This is a genomic window from Prevotella sp. Rep29 (assembly GCF_019551475.1).
Lineage (GTDB): Bacteria > Bacteroidota > Bacteroidia > Bacteroidales > Bacteroidaceae > Prevotella.
In genome coordinates this window covers 849,992-871,608 of sequence record NZ_CP047159.1, presented here as the reverse complement: position 1 = coordinate 871,608, position 21,617 = coordinate 849,992, and the positions used below count along the sequence as shown (strand labels likewise).

The 21,617-nt window shown below is 49.3% G+C and carries 15 protein-coding genes, 2 tRNA genes and 1 riboswitch; of the genes, 13 read left to right on the top strand and 4 right to left on the bottom strand.

Going from position 1 to position 21,617, the window contains the following annotated elements; all coding sequences use genetic code 11:
* Positions 1 to 62: 62 nt before the first annotated feature.
* Positions 63 to 245, bottom strand: a riboswitch (cobalamin riboswitch).
* 106 nt (positions 246 to 351) lie between these two features.
* The 6 genes from GRF55_RS03680 (at position 352) to GRF55_RS03655 (ending at position 4,657) form a co-directional block, all read left to right on the top strand.
* Complete coding sequence (locus GRF55_RS03680; protein WP_220369194.1) at positions 352 to 1,452, top strand: DUF2027 domain-containing protein; 1,101 nt, start codon at positions 352 to 354, stop codon at positions 1,450 to 1,452.
* 209 nt (positions 1,453 to 1,661) lie between these two features.
* On the top strand, positions 1,662 to 2,294 hold the full coding sequence (locus tag GRF55_RS03675; RefSeq protein WP_220369193.1) for a hypothetical protein: 633 nt from the start codon (positions 1,662 to 1,664) through the stop codon (positions 2,292 to 2,294).
* Positions 2,295 to 2,309: 15 nt separating this feature from the next.
* Positions 2,310 to 2,618 (top strand): hypothetical protein, encoded by a 309-nt coding sequence (locus GRF55_RS03670; protein ID WP_220369192.1) that lies wholly within the window; start codon positions 2,310 to 2,312, stop codon positions 2,616 to 2,618.
* Positions 2,619 to 2,688: 70 nt separating this feature from the next.
* Positions 2,689 to 3,891, top strand: coding sequence for a dimethylarginine dimethylaminohydrolase family protein (locus tag GRF55_RS03665; RefSeq protein ID WP_220369191.1), 1,203 nt, complete (start codon positions 2,689 to 2,691; stop codon positions 3,889 to 3,891).
* A gap of 573 nt (positions 3,892 to 4,464) precedes the next feature.
* A tRNA-Ser gene (locus GRF55_RS03660) sits at positions 4,465 to 4,551 on the top strand.
* 34 nt (positions 4,552 to 4,585) lie between these two features.
* Positions 4,586 to 4,657: transfer RNA gene (locus tag GRF55_RS03655), tRNA-Glu, on the top strand.
* A 79-nt stretch (positions 4,658 to 4,736) separates the two neighbouring features.
* On the opposite strand, the gene proS is transcribed toward GRF55_RS03655, so the two are convergent.
* A complete protein-coding gene (gene proS, locus GRF55_RS03650) occupies positions 4,737 to 6,218 on the bottom strand; it encodes a proline--tRNA ligase (protein ID WP_220369190.1) in 1,482 nt (493 codons plus the stop codon).
* Between the two features lie 427 nt (positions 6,219 to 6,645).
* Between proS and GRF55_RS03645 the strand changes: the two genes are divergently transcribed.
* The 3 genes from GRF55_RS03645 to GRF55_RS03635 all read left to right on the top strand — a co-directional run bounded on the left by GRF55_RS03645 (position 6,646) and on the right by GRF55_RS03635 (position 10,527).
* The gene (locus GRF55_RS03645) at positions 6,646 to 7,332 is read left to right on the top strand and encodes an OmpA family protein (protein ID WP_220369189.1); all 687 of its coding nucleotides are present in this window, start codon (positions 6,646 to 6,648) and stop codon (positions 7,330 to 7,332) included.
* A 76-nt stretch (positions 7,333 to 7,408) separates the two neighbouring features.
* On the top strand, positions 7,409 to 8,152 hold the full coding sequence (gene mtgA / locus GRF55_RS03640; protein WP_220369188.1) for a monofunctional biosynthetic peptidoglycan transglycosylase: 744 nt from the start codon (positions 7,409 to 7,411) through the stop codon (positions 8,150 to 8,152).
* The gene (locus GRF55_RS03635) at positions 8,149 to 10,527 is read left to right on the top strand and encodes an ATP-dependent helicase (RefSeq protein WP_220369187.1); all 2,379 of its coding nucleotides are present in this window, start codon (positions 8,149 to 8,151) and stop codon (positions 10,525 to 10,527) included. Before mtgA ends, GRF55_RS03635 begins: the two co-directional genes overlap by 4 nt.
* Before the next feature lie 71 nt (positions 10,528 to 10,598).
* Here the strand turns inward: GRF55_RS03635 and kdsB are convergent, their stop codons facing one another.
* The 3 genes from kdsB to ligA all read right to left on the bottom strand — a co-directional run bounded on the left by kdsB (position 10,599) and on the right by ligA (position 14,603).
* Positions 10,599 to 11,339 carry a 3-deoxy-manno-octulosonate cytidylyltransferase gene (gene kdsB, locus GRF55_RS03630; RefSeq protein ID WP_220369186.1) on the bottom strand — a complete coding sequence of 247 codons (741 nt, stop codon included), beginning with the start codon at positions 11,337 to 11,339 and terminating at the stop codon, positions 10,599 to 10,601.
* 464 nt (positions 11,340 to 11,803) lie between these two features.
* The gene (locus GRF55_RS03625) at positions 11,804 to 12,472 is read right to left on the bottom strand and encodes a B3/4 domain-containing protein (protein WP_370626747.1); all 669 of its coding nucleotides are present in this window, start codon (positions 12,470 to 12,472) and stop codon (positions 11,804 to 11,806) included.
* A 22-nt stretch (positions 12,473 to 12,494) separates the two neighbouring features.
* Positions 12,495 to 14,603: an NAD-dependent DNA ligase LigA gene (ligA, locus tag GRF55_RS03620; protein WP_255563830.1), complete on the bottom strand. Its 2,109-nt coding sequence runs from the start codon at positions 14,601 to 14,603 to the stop codon at positions 12,495 to 12,497.
* A gap of 435 nt (positions 14,604 to 15,038) precedes the next feature.
* Here ligA and recJ point away from each other — a divergent pair, with 435 nt between their 5' ends.
* The 4 genes from recJ (at position 15,039) to GRF55_RS03600 (ending at position 21,473) form a co-directional block, all read left to right on the top strand.
* Positions 15,039 to 16,772, top strand: a complete 1,734-nt coding sequence (gene recJ, locus GRF55_RS03615; protein WP_220369185.1) for a single-stranded-DNA-specific exonuclease RecJ — start codon at positions 15,039 to 15,041, stop codon at positions 16,770 to 16,772.
* A 37-nt stretch (positions 16,773 to 16,809) separates the two neighbouring features.
* The gene (locus GRF55_RS03610) at positions 16,810 to 18,708 is read left to right on the top strand and encodes an ATP-dependent DNA helicase RecQ (RefSeq protein ID WP_220369184.1); all 1,899 of its coding nucleotides are present in this window, start codon (positions 16,810 to 16,812) and stop codon (positions 18,706 to 18,708) included.
* 131 nt (positions 18,709 to 18,839) lie between these two features.
* Positions 18,840 to 20,240: an aminopeptidase P family protein gene (locus tag GRF55_RS03605; protein ID WP_220369183.1), complete on the top strand. Its 1,401-nt coding sequence runs from the start codon at positions 18,840 to 18,842 to the stop codon at positions 20,238 to 20,240.
* Positions 20,241 to 20,279: 39 nt separating this feature from the next.
* On the top strand, positions 20,280 to 21,473 hold the full coding sequence (locus GRF55_RS03600; RefSeq protein WP_220369182.1) for an aminopeptidase C: 1,194 nt from the start codon (positions 20,280 to 20,282) through the stop codon (positions 21,471 to 21,473).
* The last annotated feature ends 144 nt before the right edge of the window (positions 21,474 to 21,617 follow it).

The window sequence follows — 21,617 nt, the reverse complement described above, 5'->3', positions numbered from 1 at the left end:
AGCAATTCTTTTTCCCATAAATCAATAAGTATTTTGCACCTTCTCAGTCTAACCCCAGAGACTTATGAAGTGTCAGCAATGGCAGGTCTTCTGACTTACAGCTAACAAGTGAACGTCTTCCCAATAATATCAGTGACATGTGTTCACTTCTACAAAGCTGCTTACAGCAGCGGGACTGTTCAGGATTCGCACCTGATTCCCATTTTAATCACATTCGGTTGTGAACCAATTGCGGGTGCAAAGTTAAGTATAAATATTAATATGCCAAACAATGTTCTGTTTTTTTTGAGTAAAAAATGCAAAACCAAGAATATTTTTATAACTTTGTGGACGGTTAAGCAAATTGAGACGATGAAAATAGGTGATTATGTAAGATTCCTGAACGAGACGGGCGGTGGAAAAATCACTGCCTTCCAAGGGAAAAACATCGTGCTCGTCGAGGATGAAGACGGGTTTGAGATTCCGATGATGACCAACGAGGTCGTAGTGGTGGACGATGGCGATGGAGAGAAAGACCGGAAACCGACGTACAAGGCTCCGCAATACATCAAAAAAGCGGAGGGGCCGAAAGCGGACACGGAAAAAGAAAAGACTGCCACCCAGCCTCTGACGGTGCCCGAACCCGTTTGGGAGCGACAGGGAGGAGACGCCCTCTCCGCCTATCTCGCATTCGTGCCTGTCGATATCAAGGAAATCACACAGACACGCTTCGAAACCTACCTCGTCAACGACAGCAACTATTTCCTCAACTACACCTACCTGTCGGCAGAAGGTAACAGCTGGACACTGCGCGCACAGGGGGAATTGGAACCCAACACGAAAGAGTGTGTGGAGGAATTCGGACGCGACATACTCAATGATTTCGAGCGCGTGTGCATCCAAGTGATTGCCTACAAACGCGACAAGCCATTCATGCTGAAGCCTGCCATCGAGGCTCAAATCCGCATCGACCCCGTCAAGTTCTACAAACTTCACACGTTCCAGGAGAACGATTTCTTCGACACACCCGCACTGCTCTACACGATTATGGAAAACGACGAGGTGAAAAGACCGCTGGTCATCGATGCCAAACAACTGAAACAGCAACTTTATGCCAAGAACGATGAAGCACGGCAGGACAACACGGCAGTGAGAAAGTTTGATGCCACCCAGGCACGACACGCCGACCCGGGCATCATCGTCATCGACCTCCACGCACACGAACTGTTGGAAACCGAGGCGGGCATGTCGGCAGCCGACATACTGAACTACCAGATAGAGACCTTCCGGAAGACCCTCGAACAATACAAGAAGCGGAAAGGACAACGCATCGTCTTCATCCACGGAAAGGGCGAAGGAGTGCTCAGGCAAGCACTCATCCATGAACTGAAATACAGATACAAACAATACACCTACCAAGACGCTTCATTCAAAGAATATGGCTATGGCGCCACACAGGTAACCATAAAGTGAGAAAATGCCCAACTAATGGTATTTTTTTAACAACGTCCTTTTATATATGTTTTGCCGTAAGTTTGATAAAAGAAGATTTAAAAATATTACTATTATTGCTCCGAACGGAAATACTCCAGACTCCACTTTTAAAATGCAGAAAGATTCTCCTATTTGGAACAAAACAACAATGAAATTTAAAAAATATCAAAATACAATAATAAAAGAAAATGGTTATGACTGATAATAAAACGTTTATAATGTCATTTATTTTGTTTTGTTTATGTGGATGTACCAATGAAGCAACAAAAAATGTACATGGTGAGTTTTTATGTGTCACAGATTCGAAACCTTATTCGGACTATTTATTTACCGAATGGTTAAAAGAAGGAAATGCTATTAATCCAAGAGAAATAGAATTGCAGTATGTTATCCACAATTATACAGTTGAGAAATTATACCTTCCTATTCAAACATGGTCTGACAGCACAACACATTCATCTATAAATGTGTTCTTTATTAATAAAAAAGATACAATTTACCCTATTTATTCCATAAAGAAAATCCCTTATAAATCTAATTATATATGCAAAGGAGATTCTTTGATTGTATTTGTAAAAATTTACAATTTTGAAAAGTGGAGTAAAAAAGAAATAAATGTGAGTACTAACCTTGATGTTCTTATTGATAAATTGCATATTGAGTATCATAAAAGTCAGAAAGATGTAAAAAAGGATTATGAAATTCCTAATATAAAATTCGGTAATTCGCCTCAGTTTTATTATGAGATACCACAAGATAAATCTATATTGAAAAAAGAACATCGGGACAGAATTTTAGTCCGAATTGGTCAGCGTAAGTAGAGGAGAATAAATTCTATGAACACTAAATTGCTTGAAATGAATGATCTCAGCAACGTACCGAAACAGATATACTTCGCAAGCGGAAGCGTGATAAAACATATGTATAATACAGGAAAGAGAATTCCCTGCGAAGTGACAACGGTAGATTATTGTGGAGATTTTATCTATGTCAACGGCACCCTTAAAAGGATGCTTTTCCCTGGCGGGTACATGACTTTTACCAATGATGATATTAATCAACCAGAATACCATTTCTATATCACCGACCATCAGGGCAATGTGAGAGTAGTTGCCAACCAATCCCACCCACTTTTTGATAAATAACACAAAAATATCAAAAAACTTTACGTTGTTTCGTATTTTTTTTGTATTTTTGCACACAAAATCATAAGTTATGGAACGAAATACGCTCAATCAAAGGATGGATTTCCCGCAGGCGGAATGGTCGCAGGCGGGCAGTATTCTCATGCACACACCGGGACAGGAACTCTTCAACGGCGTGATACATCCGTCCGCAGGACTGTTCGAATATTATTTTGACGTGGACAAGGCTGCCGCAGAACACAAACAATACATCAACATGCTGGAAGCCAACAACATCCGCGTATATACCATCAGGGAAATCTTTGAAGAGGTGGACATCAACAATCTGCGCTCGCTCGCCGAAAAATTGCTGACCTACGACATCAGCCACATCGACGGCGAAGACGCCACGAAGATGGCAGAATACCGACTCTACATCCTCTCGCAGATGAGCCGGGCAGACCTCATACGCTGCATCCTCCTGCAACCGACCGTCACGCTCTACAGGACCAGCCTCAACACAGGCTACGCAGCACAATATTCGCAGCGACCGCTGATGAACCTCTACTTCACCAGAGACCAGAGCATCACTACCCCGCGCGGACACATCATCTGCCACATCAACACCACGCAGCGCTCACCAGAGGCTGATATCATCGAACTGTGCTACAAACATCTCGGGAAAGACCCCATCCTCCGCATCACGGGAGAGGGACGACTCGAAGGCGGCGACTATATCCCCGCAGGCAACATGTCGCTCATCGGATGCGGCATGCGCACAAACGACGAAGGCATCCGGCAGCTGATGGAAGCCGATGCGTTCGGACACGACACCGTCATCGTCGTGCGCGACCATAAATTCTGGCAGATGCAAATGCACCTTGACACCTATTTCAACATCATCGACAAAGACCTCTGCACACTCTGCAGCAGCCGTCTGGAAGCCCAGCCCGACGAACCGGAATACCTGACGTGCGACATCTACACACGCCCCGAAGGAACGAAAGAATACACACTGGCAGAACAAAACCGCCCATTCGTGGAATTCATACGGGAAAAAGGCTTTCAGATTATCCCCATCAACCACCAGGACGAGATGCACTATGCCAACAACTTCCTGACCATCTCACCGCGCCACATCATGGCAGTAGGCGGACAGTCAGAAGAACTGCAGCATGCACTCGACCGCGCCGGCGTCACCGTGGAATGGATTCCGCTCGAAAACCTCATCAAAGGCTATGGCGCCGCACACTGCATGACACAAGTGCTGCAACGCGAGACCTACCTGCCCTAAACGGCATTCACAACCACTCTCTCGCTATTTATATTATATAATGTACGCGCGAGAGAGCCCTGTCTCCCCTATACCGTGGCGTTGTCATTCAGCATCACAGCAAGAAAAAAACAGCAAACGAAAACTTGCATATACATAAAGAAAAGGGTGTATAAATATACCGTTGAACTTTCACTTTCCAAAAGTTCAACTTTTGCGTCCTAAAAGTTCAACTTTCACCGCCTAAAAGTTCAACTTTCGCAAGCTAAAAGTTGAACTTTTGGAAAGTCATCCATAACAAACTGATAATTAACCACTTACATCTCACAACACAAAACAACCGAGACCGTATAAATATACAATCGTGGAGTAAAGCAGCAAAACAAAATCATTATTATGAAAAGGTTAGCAATATTATCAGTAACTATCATTTTATCTGTATTTTCTATAAAAGCACAAGACACGAAAGGCATAAATTTCTTATAAATTCGACGGCAATCCGAAATTATTGCGCCAAAAATTTGGAGAATAAAAAATAAACCATTACCTTTGCATCCGCATTTTAGTGAAAATGTGGCGGTGATATACCGTAAAGGAAGTTTGGGTGAGTGGCTGAAACCAGCAGTTTGCTAAACTGCCGTGCGGGTTACCGTACCGGGGGTTCGAATCCCCCAGCTTCCGCGCTTTTCTCGAAAAGGCGGAAAAAGAAAACAATGGTCGATTCATCTAATGGTTAGGATACAAGATTCTCAATCTTGGCATAGGGGTTCGATTCCCCTATCGACTACAAAAAAACCTCACAAGCAAAGGCTTGTGAGGTTTTTTCTTTTCATGTGTTTTTTATCCTTATCAGCACGGACATGTCATCAGTAGGCGCGTGCGATGATGACGCGACACTTCGATGGCTTGCCGCTCACCATGTCCACGCCGGGTGTCTGCTCGTAGCCGTAAGGCACGCAGCGGATAGTTGCCTGTGTCTCTTCCTTGATTTTCGCTTCGGTCTCTGCCGTTCCGTCCCAGTGACAGAGGAAGAATCCACCGTCCTTGATGCGCTCCTTGAACTCTTCGTAGTTGTCGCATTCGTAGATATGTTCGTCACGATAGCGGCGTGCCTTTTCAAAGATATTCTTCTGGATGTCGTCAAGCAAAGCATGTACATGCTCCACGATACCTTCCAACGGATAGGTTTCCTTTTCGAGCGTATCGCGACGCATCACCTCGACCGTGCCGTTCTCCAAATCGCGTCCACCCATGACGAGACGCACTGGCACGCCCTTGAGTTCGTAGTCGGCAAACTTGAAGCCCGGCCGTTTGTTATCCGCATCATCATATTTCACGCTGATACCCTTGCTCTTCAGTTCTTCGATGACGGGCTGAAGCCGCTCGGTAATGGCTGCCAACTGTTCCGGTCCCTTGGTGATGGGGATGATGACCACCTGAATCGGAGCCAAGCGCGGTGGCAGTACGAGTCCGTTGTCGTCGGAGTGGGTCATGATGAGTGCACCGACCAGACGGGTGGATACGCCCCATGACGTCGCCCAGACATATTCAGGCTTGTTCTCTTTATTAAGGAAAGTCACGTCGAAAGCCTTTGCGAAGTTCTGTCCGAGGAAGTGCGACGTTCCGCTCTGCAGTGCCTTTCCGTCCTGCATCATCGCCTCAATGGTGTATGTGTCGAGCGCACCGGCAAAGCGCTCGGTCTCGCTTTTCACGCCCTGCACGACAGGCACGCCCATCCATTCTTCTGCAAATTTAGCATAAACACCCAGCATTTTCTGTGCCTCTTCTTCAGCCTCCTCGCGGGTGGCATGCGCCGTATGTCCTTCTTGCCAGAGGAATTCCGACGTGCGCAGGAACGGACGTGTACGCATCTCCCAACGCATCACGTTACACCACTGGTTGCACATGAGCGGCAGGTCGCGATACGACTGAATCCAATTCTTGTAGGTATTCCAGATGATGGTCTCCGATGTGGGGCGGATGATGAGTTCTTCCTCCAGTTTAGCAGCCGGATCCACCTCTACCCCACTCTTGTCTTCCTTTGCACGCAGGCGGTAGTGTGTCACGACGGCACACTCCTTGGCAAAACCTTCCACGTGTTCCGCTTCACGAGAGAGGAACGATTTCGGAATCAGCAGCGGGAAATAGGCATTCACCGCACCTGTCTCCTTGAACATCAGGTCCAGCTGGTGCTGCATCTTCTCCCAGATAGCGTAGCCATAGGGCTTGATGACCATACAGCCACGCACGGCAGACTGCTCTGCCAACTCAGCCTTGACGATCAAGTCGTTATACCATTGGCTGTAATTATCAGCCCTTTTCGTAAGATCTTTCAATTCTTTTGCCATACTTTTCTATTGTCTTTTTAGGGATTTCCATACTTCATTTTAGGAAAAATCCCCTGCCTCTTTCCGGGCATCTTGTTAATTTTGCTGCAAAGTTAGTGCAAGTTGAGTGAAATACAAAAAGAATCACATTCTTTTTTAGTTCCGAAACGCAGCCTAACTTATCAAAAGTTACGATTAAGTGAACGAAAAGCCAAATTTATTTGAGGTTTTCTGAGCGTGAGTAACTTATCAAAAGTTAGTGCAAGTTGAGTGAAATACAAAAAGAATCACATTCTTTTTTATTGCCGAAACGCAGCCTAACTTATTAAAAGTTACTTTAAGTTTGTAACATAAAAGAAAAAAAGATGAAGAAAAAAGACGCTATGTTAATAAAAAAAATTATCTTTGCAGATAGTTAATAATAGTATTCACTAAAACAAATGAGATTATGAGAAAATTGAGAATTGCAACATTAGCAATGTGTGTGGCTGTACTTTTCAGCTGCCAGACAAAACAAGGAACCGGCTCGCTGATTGGTGCCGGCGGTGGCGCTGTCCTGGGCGGTATCATCGGTAATATCATCGGTAAAGACAGCAAGGCAACTGCTATCGGTGCTGCCATTGGCGGTGCTGTGGGTGCCGGTGCCGGTGCGCTGATTGGCAAGAAGATGGACAAGGTGGCTGCTGAGGCTGCTCAGATTGAGAATGCGAAAGTAGAGGAAGTGACCGACGCAAACGGTCTGGCTGCCGTGAAGGTGACTTTCGATTCCGGTATCCTCTTCGCAACCAACAAAGCTGACCTGAACGCTGCTTCAAAAACCAGCCTCGCTAAGTTCTCTGAAGTGCTGAAGACCAACAGCGATTGCCATGTGGACATCTACGGTCATACCGACTCCACAGGTAACGATGGCATCAATATTCCTTTGAGCAACAACCGCGCACAGAGCGTGAGAAACTATCTGCAGTCATGCGGTGTTTCTGCTGCACAGATTCAGAAAGTAGAAGGAAAAGGTAGCTCTGAGCCCGTTGCAGACAACTCAACAAAGGAAGGCAAACAGCAGAACCGCCGCGTAGAGGTTTATCTGTATGCCAGCCAGGCAATGATCGATGCTGCCAACAACGGCACATTGCAATAAGACAAGACAACATCATTAGTACGGCGTTTAGTGTTCATAGCCTTGGCTGTAGCACTAAACGCTACACTATGTCATAATGAACGTATTTAAGACAATAAGAAAAATACTTCGTTGGATAGTGATAGGCTTTTTCGGTTCGACCATTCTCGCCGTGATAGCCTATCGCTTTTTACCCGTTTATGTCACGCCGCTGATGTTCATCCGCACCGCCGAACAGATAGTGGACGGAAAAGACATTATCTGGCATCACGGCTGGAAGCCGATAGAAAAGATTTCCCCACACCTCCCCGTGGCGGTAATGGCAAGCGAAGACCAGCGCTTCCTGCTCCATCACGGCTTTGACTTCGACGCCATCCAGCGTGCCATCAAACACAACAAGACCCACGAACGCAAACAGGGAGCCAGCACCATCAGCCAACAGACGGCAAAGAACGTGTTCCTGTGGAATGGACGCTCGTGGCTACGAAAAGGTCTGGAGACCTACTTCACGTTCCTTATCGAACTGTTTTGGAGCAAACAGCGCATCATGGAGGTCTATCTCAACTCCATCGAAATGGGCGACGGCATCTACGGAGCTGAAGCCGTAGCAAAGCGCCATTTCAACAAATCAGCCAAAGAACTGTCACGAGCCGACTGCGCACTGATTGCTGCCACCCTGCCCAATCCACGCAAATTCAGTTCGAAAACACCCAGCGCCTACATGCTGAAACGACAACGGAAAATCGAACACGAAATGAAATTCATCCCCTCCTTTCCCAGCGAAGGCGAAAGCTACGACCCGAAGACTGTAAAGGGAGGTATCTATCATAAGAAGAAATGAGCAACGATATCCTCGAACAACTAAACGAGCAACAGCGCGAGGCGGTCGAATACATCGACGGACCTTCATTGGTTATTGCCGGTGCCGGCTCTGGCAAGACGCGTGTATTGACCTACAAGATAGCCTATCTGCTGAGCCACACCAACCTGAAACCATGGAATATCCTTGCCCTCACATTCACCAATAAGGCTGCCAACGAGATGAAACAGCGCATCGGAGCGCTGGTAGGCATGGAACGAGCACGCTATCTGAACATGGGAACGTTCCACAGCGTCTTTTCGCACATCCTGCGAAGGGAATGCATGGCTCTCGGTTACCAATCCAATTTCACCATCTACGACGAATCGGATGCACGCTCACTGGTAAAAAGCATCATTAAGGAATTTGAACTGGACGACAAAACCTATAAGCCTGCCAACATCCATCACCGCATCTCCCGACTGAAAGACCGGCTCATCTCGCCTGCAAGCTACAGAGAACACCCTGAGATGCAACGGGCAGATGCTGAAGCAAAGACTCCCCGCTTCAGCGATATTTACGTTGAATATCAGAATCGCCTGAAAACTGCCAATGCCATGGACTTCGACGACTTGCTGGTGAACACCTATATCCTTTTCCACAATTTCCCCGATATACGTGAGAAATATGCCGGACAATATCAGTTCGTCCTGGTCGATGAGTATCAAGATACGAACTACGCACAACAATGCATTATCCTCCAACTGACCCAAAAACATCAGCACGTCTGCGTGGTTGGCGACGACGCACAGAGTATCTACGCCTTTCGTGGGGCCAACATTGATAACATATTGGGGTTCAGTGAGAAATACAACAACGCAAGACTATTCAAACTAGAACGGAACTATCGCAGTACACAGCGCATTGTGCAAGCAGCGAACAGCCTCATCAGACACAATGAGCGACAGATTCCAAAGGAAGTTTTCAGCCAAAAAGACGAGGGCGACAAACTCATTTTGAAGCCCGCTTACAGCGACAAGGAAGAGGCGATGATTGTGTGCAATGAAATCAAACGGCTGAGACGGAAAGAAGGATGCGAATTCAGCGACTTCGCCATCCTCTATCGCACCAACTCACAGAGCCGCTCGTTCGAGGAACAGATGCGCAAGGAGAATATCCCTTACCGCATCTACGGCGGACTCAGCTTCTACCAACGAAAGGAAATCAAGGACATCCTCGCCTATTTCCGCCTCGTGGTCAATCCCGACGACGAGGAGGCATTCAAGCGCATCATCAATTATCCCGCAAGAGGCATTGGCGACACGACGGTCAACAAAATCCTCACCGCCGCGCGAACGAGCAACGCCAGCCTGTGGGAAGTCATCTCAAACCCCGTCAGCCACAGCCTGAACGTCAACAAGGGAACGCTGACAAAGATTGGCACCTTCCGCGAACTCATCGCGACACACATCAACAAAGCGACCGATACAGACGCCTACACACTGGGCTTTGAACTGGTCAAGGCAAGCGGCATATCGGCTGAAATCCTCAGCGACCACAGCCCGGAAAACCTGGCACGCCAAGAGAACCTCGAAGAGTTTCTCGGAGGTATGCAGGAATTTGTGGAAAGTCGGCGCGAGGAAGGACGAGAAGAGGAAACGCTGTTGACCGATTTCCTGCAGGAAGTGTCGCTACTGACCGACCTCGACAGCGACAAAGACTCTGACGCCAGCCGCGTTTCGCTGATGACCATTCACAGCGCAAAGGGACTGGAGTTCCCCACCGTCTTCATCGTCGGACTGGAAGAAAACATCTTCCCCAGCCTTCTTTCGAGCGGTTCCATGCGCGAACTGGAGGAAGAGCGCCGGCTGTTCTACGTAGCCATCACCCGTGCAGAGAAGCACTGCATCCTGACCTGCGCACAAAACCGCTACCGTTACGGCAAGATGGAATTCAATCCGAAAAGTCGTTTTATCAAGGACATAGACCCGCAACTGCTCTTGGTGGAGGACGAAAGCATGGAACAAACGGCGTTTGGCGAAAGGTCGTTCCCGTCTGCCCGCTATCAGAACTCCCGCCCCGTAGCGTCGCAGTTCCGTGCCGACCCCAAGCCGAAAATCACGTCACCACGTCGTCCAGAGCCGGCAACCGACCCGTTCAGCGAACGTTTCAAACAGCGTTTAGTTGCCAGCGGCGGCAACCTGCGCAAAGTGAGTCAAGCCATACAAAAGGGCTCCGCCTCATCTGCCCCGTCACCGTTGTCTGTAGGGCAGACCATTGAGCACGAGCGCTTTGGCATCGGCACCGTGACTACCGTCGAAGGCTCCGGCGAGAACACCAAGGCCACCGTCGAATTCCGCAATGCCGGAACCAAACAACTGCTCCTGAAGTTCGCCAGGTTTAAGGTGATTGGGTGAAAAAAACGCCCCAAACTTTCAAGACGAAAGTGTCATTTCTTTGAGTTCTGCGGGGAAGGAAGCATGCCTGTTTACCTCCGTCGCATCCACTCCTCTGCCCTTTCCAGGTCGTCCGGCGTGTCGATGCCGATGGTTTCCACGTCGGTGAGTCCCACCTTGATGCGGTAGCCGTTTTGGAGCCAGCGCAGTTGTTCGAGGCTTTCGGCGAGTTCGAGCGGCGACTGCGGCAGTCGGGTGATGTCGCGGAGCACTTCGGTGCGGTAGGCGTAGAGCCCGATATGCTTGAGGAAGGGGAAGTGTTGCAGCCACGCGTTGCGCTCTTTGCCGCGCACAAATGGTATCACGCTGCGACTGAAATAGAGTGCATAGCCCTGGTTGTCGGTAACGATTTTCGGCGAATTGGGATTCTCCACGGCATCCATCTGGGTGAAAGGCTTTCCGAGCGTGGCTATCTGCGTCTGCTCATCGTCGAACAGTCGGCAGACGGTTTCTATCTGCGAGGCGGCGATAAACGGCTCGTCGCCCTGCACGTTGACCACCACGTCGAAACTTCCTCCGACTTTTTCCACTGCCTCTGCTATGCGGTCGGTGCCGCTCTTGTGCTCCGAAGACGTCATGACTGCCTTTCCTCCGAACGCCTCCACTGCACGGAGGATGCGCTCATCGTCGGTCGCCACGCAGACGTCGTCCAACACGGCTGCCACTTTCTCATAGACATGCGCTATCATCGGCTTGCCGGCGAGCAGCGCCAGGGGCTTGCCCGGGAAACGGGTCGAGGCGTAACGGGCGGGTATAATTCCTATGAATTTCATTCTTCCAACTGTGTTTAATTTGCTGCAAAGATAATGATATTATGCAAATTAAGCAACATCCGCATCCTTTTTCCTGCCCTTCCGCCAATCTTTTCCTACCATTTCATTGGTCTTTTCCTGCCCTTTCGTCGGGCATTCCGTATTCCTTTGTTAATCAGGCGTTGAGGTTTCGTTAACCAAACTCGTACGAAATTGCATACCAAACTCGTACGAGATTGGTCACCAAAGTCGTACGAGATTGCACACCAAAGTCGTACGAGTTTGGTTAATGAAGTCGTACGGGATTGGTCAACGAAGGGTGAACTTTCGGACAACGTCCGTTCAACACCCGCCCAACGAAAGGGTTCAGACGAGGGGACAAGCGCAGCCTGCCCATGTCGGCTTTAACACCGAAACGGGGCTGCTGAGAAGAAGAAAAAACGTTCTGTGATATAGTCCGGCGCACTGCTCCAGACGGGGTTCGGCTATCGGTAGATGGCGTAGGAGGCGCCGACAGCCCCACAATACTTTTGCAATCGGTCAATCAAGAAAACGGCATTGGCGCGCACCTGCTCCTCGCAGCCGTCGTATCCGTTGATGAGTACGGCAAGATGCGTGGTCGAAAGCGTTATCTTCGTGCGCTCATGGTCACTTGTGGGCGTCCCCACTCCGCCCTCGGCATCGCGATAGACGGGCAGCCCCTCGATATTGAGCGTCCCGCGCCCGATGCCCTCATAAGGCTCTCCGGCACGCCCGATGCCCAGCGTCAGCCCGTCGCCCACAAACTTCGCCGCATCAAATCCGCCAATGCTATAACCGAATTTGATGCTTGCCAGATTGATGACATCGACCAGCGTGTTCACCCGATACAGTTCCTTTCCCTGCAGCATCCGGCGAATCAGCGCTTCAGAGGCTGGACGATAGCGCGACGGATCTTTACCGCAGGCGCGATAAACCCGCCGCGTAGCTTCGATGGCGGGCAACTGCTTCAGCGACTCCGTGGTCAGCTCCGCCCGATAACGCACAGAAAACGCATCGATTTCCTGCCACAACTCCTCACTGAACGGCGTGTTAACGACCTCAGCCTCGACACATGCGCCCACGAACCCCGGGCACACCGCTTCTATTTCCGGCGACACTACAACCTTCACCATACATTATTATATATATAAGACATCAAAACAGCGAACCTTCCACATACTCACCACGACTCTCTGACGATGACTCCGCATCATCAGCGACAGACGACGGCGATTCAGAGAAGTAGCGATTCAGGAATTCATCTTCACTCACAACCTCGACGCCCAGCTGCTGAGCCTTCTCCAGTTTGGACGGTCCCATGTTTGAACCTGCAAGCACGAACGAGGTCTTGCTGCTGATGGAGCTCACGTTTTTCCCGCCGTAGCGCTCAATCATCTCCTTGTATTCGTCGCGACTGTGATGCACGAACACTCCGCTGATGACGATGTTCAGCCCCGCCAGCCTATTGTCCTGCGGCTGCTGCGCACTTTCCGAGAGCTGCATCTGAACGCCATACCCGCGCAAACGGCTGATAATCTCCCGATTGACGGGGCTCTCGAAATAAGCCATCACCGAACGGGCAATCATCTCGCCGACACCCTCCACCTGCTGAAGTTCCTCCATCGACGCGGCAGCAAGGGCGTCAATGCTCTTGAAATGGCGCGCCAACAACTTGGCGGAAGTCTCTCCCACGAAGCGGATTCCCAACGCAAACAACACCCGTTCGAAAGGCACCTTGGTGGATTCCCTAATCGCCTGCACAATCTTTTGCGCCGATTTCTCACGGCTTCCGCCTTGATTGATGTCGCTCACCCGTATCTCATACAAATCGGCAACGTTGCGAATCATGCCCCGCTGGAAATAATCGTCCACCGTCTCCGGCCCCAGCGAGTCGATATCCATCGCCTTCCGCGCAATGAAATGCTCAATCCGTCCCTTTATCTGTGGCGGACAACCAGCATCGTTCGGACAGTAATGTGCCGCCTCTCCCTCATACCGCACCAGTCCGGAACCGCATTCCGGGCAACGGGCAACGAACGTAACCGCCTGAGCACCAGCCTCACGCCTGCTCACATCCACACCGACTATCTTCGGAATTATCTCACCGCCCTTCTCCACATACACGTAATCGCCTATATGCAGGTCAAAGGAACGGATGAAATCTTCGTTGTTCAACGTGGCTCGCTTGACCGTCGTTCCTGCGAGCTGCACGGGCTCCATGTTTGCTACCGGCGTGATTGCCCCCGTGCGCCCCACCTGATAGCTCACGCTCAGCAAACGGGTACACACCCGCTCCGCCTTAAACTTATAGGCAATCGCCCAGCGCGGACTCTTCGCCGTATATCCAAGCTGCTCCTGCTGACGCAGGGAATTGACCTTCAAGACGATTCCGTCGGTGGCCACAGGCAGGTTTCGTCGCTCCACATCCCAATAATGAATGAAGTCATAAATCTCTTCCAAAGTCCTCACCTTCCTCATTCCCTCTCCGACTTTGAAGCCCCACTGACGAGCTACTTCCAGATTTTCAAAATGCCCGTCCGTCGGAAGTTTTTCGCCCAACAGGAAATAGAGATACGCATCCAGTTTCCGGGAAGCAACGACGGCTGAATTTTGCAGTTTCAAAGTGCCAGACGCTGCATTCCTCGGGTTTGCAAACAACTGTTCACCAGCAAGTTCCCGCTCTTTATTCAAGTTTTCAAACACTTTTATCGGCATCAATATTTCGCCGCGAATTTCAAAGGATTCCGGAACGGGAAATTGCCCTTTTTGCCTACCTTCAACCTGCTGCAACACCAACGGAATTGCCCGGATGGTTTTGACATTTGCCGTCACATCATCGCCACGGACACCATCACCACGAGTAACGGCGCGCACCAGCCGCCCGTCTTCATAGGTAAGCGAAATACTCAAACCGTCATACTTCAGCTCGCAACAGACTTCAAAAGGCGCTCCGCCAAGCCCTTTCTCCACACTCTCGTACCAGCTGCGCACCTCGTCTTCGTTGTAGGTATTGGACAAAGAGAGCATGGGATAGCGATGCTCCACCTGCTCGAAGCTTTGACTCAGGTCGCTGCCTACCCTTACGGAGGGAGAATTGGGGTCAGCAAGTTCGGGATGCCGAGCCTCCAAATCCTGTAACTCGTGCATCATAAAGTCAAATTCCTGGTCGCTAACAATAGGCTGATTCAGCACATAATAGCGATAATTATGCTCATGCAACGCCTGTCTCAGTGCGACAATTCGGGCTTTCTCATCCACAATCATACCTTTTTATCGTTTTATTTAATCATTTACAAACCAATATTTTACGTATAATTCGTTGAAGAAAGACTAACAGACCCGCCATATCTTCTAACCAAACGACTTATAGCATCTGCAAAGATACAAAAAATGTATGACTCAACAACAAAATGAAAGAATAAGTTTTTTGCAGCCTTCCCATCACTTTTCCAACATCCATTCCGGCCTTTCCCTCCCCGAGCGTTTCGAACATCTCCACACCGATATGACGACTGAATGTATAAAAATATTTTAAAAAAGACATGGCTGTTGCAGCTATCTGATTTTTTCTTTGTATCTTTACGGGCGATTTTGCATGCAGAATGAGCTGAAAACTTTTCCAATCAGCCGAAAACATGGAGAATCGGCAGCCCGAAGAAGGGCACATAAACACCGGAAATAATAAAAACAAATACATAAATGCAATTCAAATGGAACTACGAACCACTGACATCAGACCAAAGACAAGCAGCTGAAGAGCTGGGAGAAAAGATCGGCATGAATCCGATTCTCGCCGCCATGCTCATCCGGCGTGGCATCACGACCGAATCGGCAGCAAAGAGGTTCTTCCGACCTCAGCTTTCAGACTTGATCAATCCGTTCCTGATGAAAGACATGGACATCGCTGTTGACAGGCTGAACGACGCGATGGGAAGAAAAGAACGGATACTGGTGTACGGTGACTACGATGTGGACGGCTGCACTGCCGTTGCATTGGTTTACAAGTTTTTACAGCAATTCTATTCCAACATAGACTACTACATCCCCGACCGTTACGACGAGGGATACGGAGTGAGCAACAAAGGAATAGAATACGCTCGGGAAACAGGTGTCAAACTCATTATCATTCTTGACTGCGGCATTAAGGCAGTGAAGCAGATAGCGTATGCGAAAACGCTCGGCATCGACTTTATCATCTGTGACCACCACGTGCCCGACGAAGAGATGCCACCGGCAGTGGCCATCCTCAACCCAAAACGTCCGGATGATACGTTTCCGTTCAAGGACCTCTGCGGATGCGGCGTGGGCTTCAAGTTTATGCAGGCATTTGCGAAAAACAACGGGATCCCGTTCTCTCGCCTGATTCCACTACTCGACTTCTGTGCCGTCAGCATTGCTGCCGACCTTGTCTCGGTGACAGAAGAGAACCGTATTCTTGCTTTTCACGGACTGAAACAACTGAATATCAATCCGAGCATTGGACTGAAAGCCATTATTGACATCTGCGGTCTCAACGGCAGGGAACTCTCCATGAGCGACATTATCTTCAAAATCGGACCGCGCATCAACGCCTCTGGCAGGATGGAGAGCGGCAAAGAGTCTGTCGATCTGCTCATTGAGCGCGACTTTGCCGTAGCGCTGAACAAGGCTAAACACCTCAACGAGTACAACGATCTGCGACGGGACATTGACAAGCAGATGACCGAAGAAGCCAACCAAATCGTTGCCAAACTCGAGAGTCAGCAACACCACTCATCAGTTGTGCTCTATGATGAGAACTGGAAGAAGGGCGTTGTCGGTATCGTGGCTTCCCGACTGACGGAAATCTACTTCCGCCCGACGGTCGTGCTGACCCGCGAAGACGACCTCGCCACGGGCTCTGCACGCAGCATTGCCGGATTCGACATCTATTCCGCCATCAAGGAGTGTCAGGACCTGTTGCTGAATTTCGGCGGACACACCTATGCCGTCGGTCTGACACTGAAGTGGGATAAGATACGCGAATTCAGGGATCGTTTCCAGAAATACGTGGACGAACATATCCTGCCCGAGCAGAAAGAAGCGCTCCTCAACATTGATGCAGAGATTGATTTCAAGGATATAACCAAACGCCTGTACAACGACTTGAAGAAATTTGCACCTTTCGGTCCCAACAACCCGAAACCGATATTCTCGACATTGGGCGTTTACGATTTCGGGACAAGCAAAGTCGTGGGACGGGAACAGGAACACATCAAGCTGGAACTCGTCGATTCGAAATCAAACAACGTCATGAACGGCATCGCTTTCGGGCAGAGTGCTGCCGCACGATATATCAAATCGAAACGCTCGTTTGACGTGGCATACACCATCGAGGAAAACATCTTCAAGCACGGACAGATACAGCTACAGATAGAAGACATCAGGGTTGAGAGTGACGAAAACAAGGCATAAGGCGGTCCACTGCCTGTGAACATGAACTCCGAGCAAGATGGACAAATATCGTCAAATACTTCAAGAGAACTGGGGCTATGATGATTTCCGCGGCATCCAGCGAGAGATTATCGAGAGCATCGGAAGCGGACGCGACACATTGGGACTGATGCCTACCGGAGGAGGCAAGTCCATCACGTTCCAGGTACCTGCCCTCGCACAGGAGAAAGTCTGTATTGTCATCACACCGCTCATCGCATTGATGAAAGACCAGGTGTTCCACCTCAGACAGAAAGGAATACAAGCCGCAGCCGTCTATTCAGGCATGTCACACGACGAGATTGTCATCACACTCGACAACGCCATATATGGCGGCATCAGGATATTATACATCTCGCCCGAACGACTGGCATCCGAACTGTTTCAGATAAAAATCCGACGCATGAAAGTCAGTTTCATCACTGTCGATGAAGCACACTGCATCAGCCAATGGGGGTATGACTTCCGCCCGGCATACCTGGAGATTGCCAATATCCGCAAACTGGTTCCTGACGTTCCCATCCTTGCCCTCACTGCTACCGCCACGCCACGCGTGATAGACGACATCCAGGAAAAACTGCTTTTCAAGGAGAAGAATTTCTTCCGCATGAGCTTTGAGCGCAAGAATCTCGCATACGTTGTGCGGGTAGCTTACGACAAATACGACGAGATGCTCCACATTTTGCGTTCCGTAGCAGGCAGTTCCATCGTCTATGTGCGCAGCCGAAGACGCTCAAAAGAAATCTCCGACTATCTCAACCAACACGGCATCACAGCCACCTTCTATCACGCCGGACTTGAGAATGTCGTGAAAGACCAGCGCCAACAGGACTGGCAGCATGATGAAATCAGAGTGATGGTGGCAACCAACGCTTTCGGAATGGGTATCGACAAGCCTGACGTACGAACGGTGTTACACATTGACTGCCCCGACTCCATCGAAGCCTACTTCCAAGAAGCCGGACGCGCGGGACGAGACGGAAAGAAGTCCTATGCCATACTGCTCTACAACGACAGCGACAAACACAAGTTGCTGAAACGTGTTACAGACAATTTTCCTGAGAAAGACTATATCCGAAGTGTGTATGAACACCTCGCATTCTATTACGAGATTGGTGTCGGAAGCGGAATGGATGCCAGTTTCCAGTTTGATGTCGACAAATTCTGTCATACGTATCGCTTCTTCCCCATCCAAGTAGATTCTGCCCTGAGAATCCTGCAACGGGCAGGCTACCTTGACTACGACACCGACCCTGACACCAAAGCGAGGGTTCTCTTTCTGCTCAATCGCGAAGAACTTTACCGACTGAAGAACGTCACGCCGATAGAAGAGGCTGTCATCACATCCATATTGCGAAACTACGGCGGCCTGTTCACCGACTACTGCTATATAGACGAGGCATTCATCGCCCAACAGACAGAGCTGAACCAACATCAGGTGTATGTGGCACTCAAATCGCTCAACCAACAGCGCATCATCAGTTTCATACCACGCAGCAAAGTGCCGCAAATCACCTACAGGACACGCCGCATGTCAACCGAGGAGATATACCTCTCCCCTGCCGTCTATGAAGAAAGACTGGAACAATACAAAGAACGCATACAACAGGTCATCAGCTACGCGACAAATGACCAAATATGCCGAAGCCGACAACTCTTGCGCTATTTTGGCGAAGAGCGTTCTACTGATTGCAGGCAATGCGATGTCTGCATCACACACAGCAGCGACTATCTCTCGGAAGAGAAGCTGGCTCCTTACAAGCAAAAGATTCTCAAGCTGCTGGCAGACAAAAAGCGTCACCACATCACCGAACTGAAACAAATCGAGGGTTACAACGACCTGCTGGACATGGCGTTGGAATACCTGATACACGAAGAAATCATCTATATCGACGGCAGCTACATCTTTACAACCTGAAAGAGTATTCACAAATAAATCACAATATTTTATTTTTTTAAGTTATATCCTATCTGTTTTATCACATTATTTATTATCTTTGCAAAAGATTTTAATCTTAAACCTCTAAAAAACAAACACACGTAAGAATTATGTTTGATAAAAGCACCTACGTCAGAAGACGCAATGAGTTAAAGAAACTTGTAAAAAATGGCGTGATTGTTATATTCGGAAACAACGAATCGCCGTGTAATTACCCAGCCAACGCCTATACTCCGTTCCGGCAGGACTCATCGTTCCTGTACTATTTCGGACAGAAGCGTGACGGACTTGTCGGCGTTATCGACATCGACAATGACAGCGAAACACTGATAGGCGATGACATTGACATCGAAGATATCGTCTGGTATGGCTCCGTTGACAGCGTGAGCGACATGGCGGCACAGGTCGGAGTTGGAAACACAGCACCGATGGCAGCATTGGAAGGAATCTGCAAAACGGCTCAAGAGCAAGGCAGAAAGGTCCATTTCCTCCCACCCTACCGCCACGACATTAAGATACAAATCATGGATTTGCTCGGCATTCATCCCTCCAAGCAGAAGGAAGCCGCTTCCATGGAACTGATTATGGCTATCATCAAGATGCGCTCAGTCAAAGAAGCGCAGGAGATTGAAGAACTGGAACGCGCTGCAGAGATTGGTTACCTGATGCACACGACCGCCATGCGTCTCACCAAGCCTGGCGTGACAGAGAAGTTCGTGGGCGGACAAATCGACGGTATCGCACGCTCATACGGAGCGATGAGCAGTTTTGGAACCATCTTCTCACAGCATGGTGAAATCATGCACGGCAACCCATCAATGGCAAAGATGGAAGACGGACGCCTCGTCTTGTGCGACTGCGGAGCCGAGACCATCAACCACTACTGTTCGGACAACACCCGAACATTCCCCGTGAACGGCAAATACACCCAGCGACAGCTTGACATCTACAGCATCGTTGAGGCTTGTCACGACTATGTACTCGAAGTTGCAAAGCCTGGAGTGAAATACATGGACGTGCATCTCGCCGTCTGCCGCCTGATGACCGAGCGCCTGAAAGAACTCGGACTCATGAAGGGAGACGTTGACGAAGCCGTACAAGCCGGCGCACACGCCATGTTCCTCCCCCACGGACTGGGACACATGATGGGCATGGACGTTCATGATATGGAAGGTTTCGACCAGCGCTATGTCGGCTTCGACGAGGAGACACAGCCACGACTCGACCAATTCGGCACCAATGCACTGCGCATGGGACGGCGACTGGAAGAGGGATTTGTCGTGACCGACGAACCGGGCATCTACTTCATCCCGGCACTGATAGACGACTGGCGCAAGAGCGGACACTGTGCCGAGTTCCTGTGCTTCGACAAGATTGAGACATACAAGGATTTCGGAGGCATCCGCATCGAGGACGACGTGCTCATCACTAAAGACGGATGCCGTTTCATCGGAAAGGAAATCATTCCTTATCACCCGAAAGACGTCGAGAAATTTATGGCAGAAAACTAATTAATTTTTATAAACTCAATTCAACAATTAACACACAACATGAAAAAGATTTTGATGTTTGCGCTGCTTGCTACATTCGCAATGGGCGCTCAGGCACAGGACAAGAAAAGTGCCAACAAACCTGTTTTCACAATCGTGAAAGAGATTCCTATCACGAGCATGAAGAACCAGAGCCGTAGCGGTACGTGCTGGAACTATTCTACGCTGAGCTTCTTCGAGGCTGAAATCCTCAAGAAGAGCGGAAAAACCTACGATCTCTGCGAGTCTTTCATCGCTAACAAGAACTACATGGACCGTGCCATTCAGGTGGTTCGCCTGCACGGTGACTGCCAGTTTGCACAGGGCGGTAGCGCTTACGACGTGCTCTATTGCCTCCAGAACTATGGTATCTGTCCGGAAGAGATGATGCCGTTCCCCGGCAAGCTCTACGGCGACTCGCTCAACAACTACAACGAGTTCTTCTCACTGCTCTCACCAGTAGTAAACGCTGTAGCAAGAAACAAGGCTTCAAAAATCTCCAGCCAGTGGAAAGAGAGTGTACAGGGAATCCTCGACGCTTACCTCGGCAAGTGCCCCGAAGAGTTCACTTATCAGGGCAAGAAATACACTCCGAAGTCATTCGCAGCAAGTCTCGGACTGGACTGGAGCGACTATGAGACTTTCACCAGCTACACACACCGTCCTTTCTGGACCGCATTCCCCGTTGAGGTACAAGACAACTGGCGCAACCCTGCCAGCTGGAATCTGCCTGTTGACGACATGATGCGTATCATTGACAACGCCGTAATGAACGGCTACACCGTAGCATGGGGTGGTGACGTGAGCGAAGAAGGATTCACCCGCCAGGGATTGGCATATATGATTGACACCAAAGCAACTGAATCACTCGCCGGTAGCGATATGGCACGCTGGCTCAACCTGCCGAAAGCAAAACGTACCAGCCTGCTCGACTCACTCGGATGCAAAGTTCCTGAAGTAAAAGTCACACAGGAAATGCGTCAGCAACGTTATGACAACTGGGAACTCACCGATGACCACGGTATGCTTATCTTCGGTATCGCAAAAGACCAAAATGGTAAGGAATACTACATGGTGAAGAACTCTTGGGGTGAGACTGGCGACTATAAAGGCGTTTGGTACATGACCAAGACCTACATCGCAGCTAACACCATGGACTTCATGGTCAACAAGAACGCTGTTCCTAAGGACATCCGCAAGAAACTCGGCATCTAAAAAGCCACGTTTAAGCGACATCAACCTCCCCGTCTTTCCGCATGAGAAAGACGGGGATTTTTGTTTTATTCCCGTGCTATCGCTCCTAAAAACACAAAAACTAGAATTACCGGCATCTCAATAATATCGCCGAAACACCTGACT

What these genes read in the sequence shown, in the direction of transcription:
- GRF55_RS03675 (WP_220369193.1), top strand. Translation starts at nt 1,662, where the DNA reads ATGGTTATGACTGATAATAAAACGTTTATAATGTCATTTATTTTGTTT.
- ligA (WP_255563830.1), bottom strand. Translation starts at nt 14,603, where the DNA reads ATGATTGTGGATGAGAAAGCCCGAATTGTCGCACTGAGACAGGCGTTG.
- recJ (WP_220369185.1), top strand. Translation starts at nt 15,039, where the DNA reads ATGCAATTCAAATGGAACTACGAACCACTGACATCAGACCAAAGACAA.
- GRF55_RS03625 (WP_370626747.1), bottom strand. Translation starts at nt 12,472, where the DNA reads ATGGTGAAGGTTGTAGTGTCGCCGGAAATAGAAGCGGTGTGCCCGGGG.
- kdsB (WP_220369186.1), bottom strand. Translation starts at nt 11,339, where the DNA reads ATGAAATTCATAGGAATTATACCCGCCCGTTACGCCTCGACCCGTTTC.
- GRF55_RS03600 (WP_220369182.1), top strand. Translation starts at nt 20,280, where the DNA reads ATGAAAAAGATTTTGATGTTTGCGCTGCTTGCTACATTCGCAATGGGC.
- GRF55_RS03670 (WP_220369192.1), top strand. Translation starts at nt 2,310, where the DNA reads ATGAACACTAAATTGCTTGAAATGAATGATCTCAGCAACGTACCGAAA.
- GRF55_RS03680 (WP_220369194.1), top strand. Translation starts at nt 352, where the DNA reads ATGAAAATAGGTGATTATGTAAGATTCCTGAACGAGACGGGCGGTGGA.
- mtgA (WP_220369188.1), top strand. Translation starts at nt 7,409, where the DNA reads ATGAACGTATTTAAGACAATAAGAAAAATACTTCGTTGGATAGTGATA.
- GRF55_RS03665 (WP_220369191.1), top strand. Translation starts at nt 2,689, where the DNA reads ATGGAACGAAATACGCTCAATCAAAGGATGGATTTCCCGCAGGCGGAA.
- proS (WP_220369190.1), bottom strand. Translation starts at nt 6,218, where the DNA reads ATGGCAAAAGAATTGAAAGATCTTACGAAAAGGGCTGATAATTACAGC.
- GRF55_RS03605 (WP_220369183.1), top strand. Translation starts at nt 18,840, where the DNA reads ATGTTTGATAAAAGCACCTACGTCAGAAGACGCAATGAGTTAAAGAAA.
- GRF55_RS03610 (WP_220369184.1), top strand. Translation starts at nt 16,810, where the DNA reads ATGGACAAATATCGTCAAATACTTCAAGAGAACTGGGGCTATGATGAT.
- GRF55_RS03635 (WP_220369187.1), top strand. Translation starts at nt 8,149, where the DNA reads ATGAGCAACGATATCCTCGAACAACTAAACGAGCAACAGCGCGAGGCG.
- GRF55_RS03645 (WP_220369189.1), top strand. Translation starts at nt 6,646, where the DNA reads ATGAGAAAATTGAGAATTGCAACATTAGCAATGTGTGTGGCTGTACTT.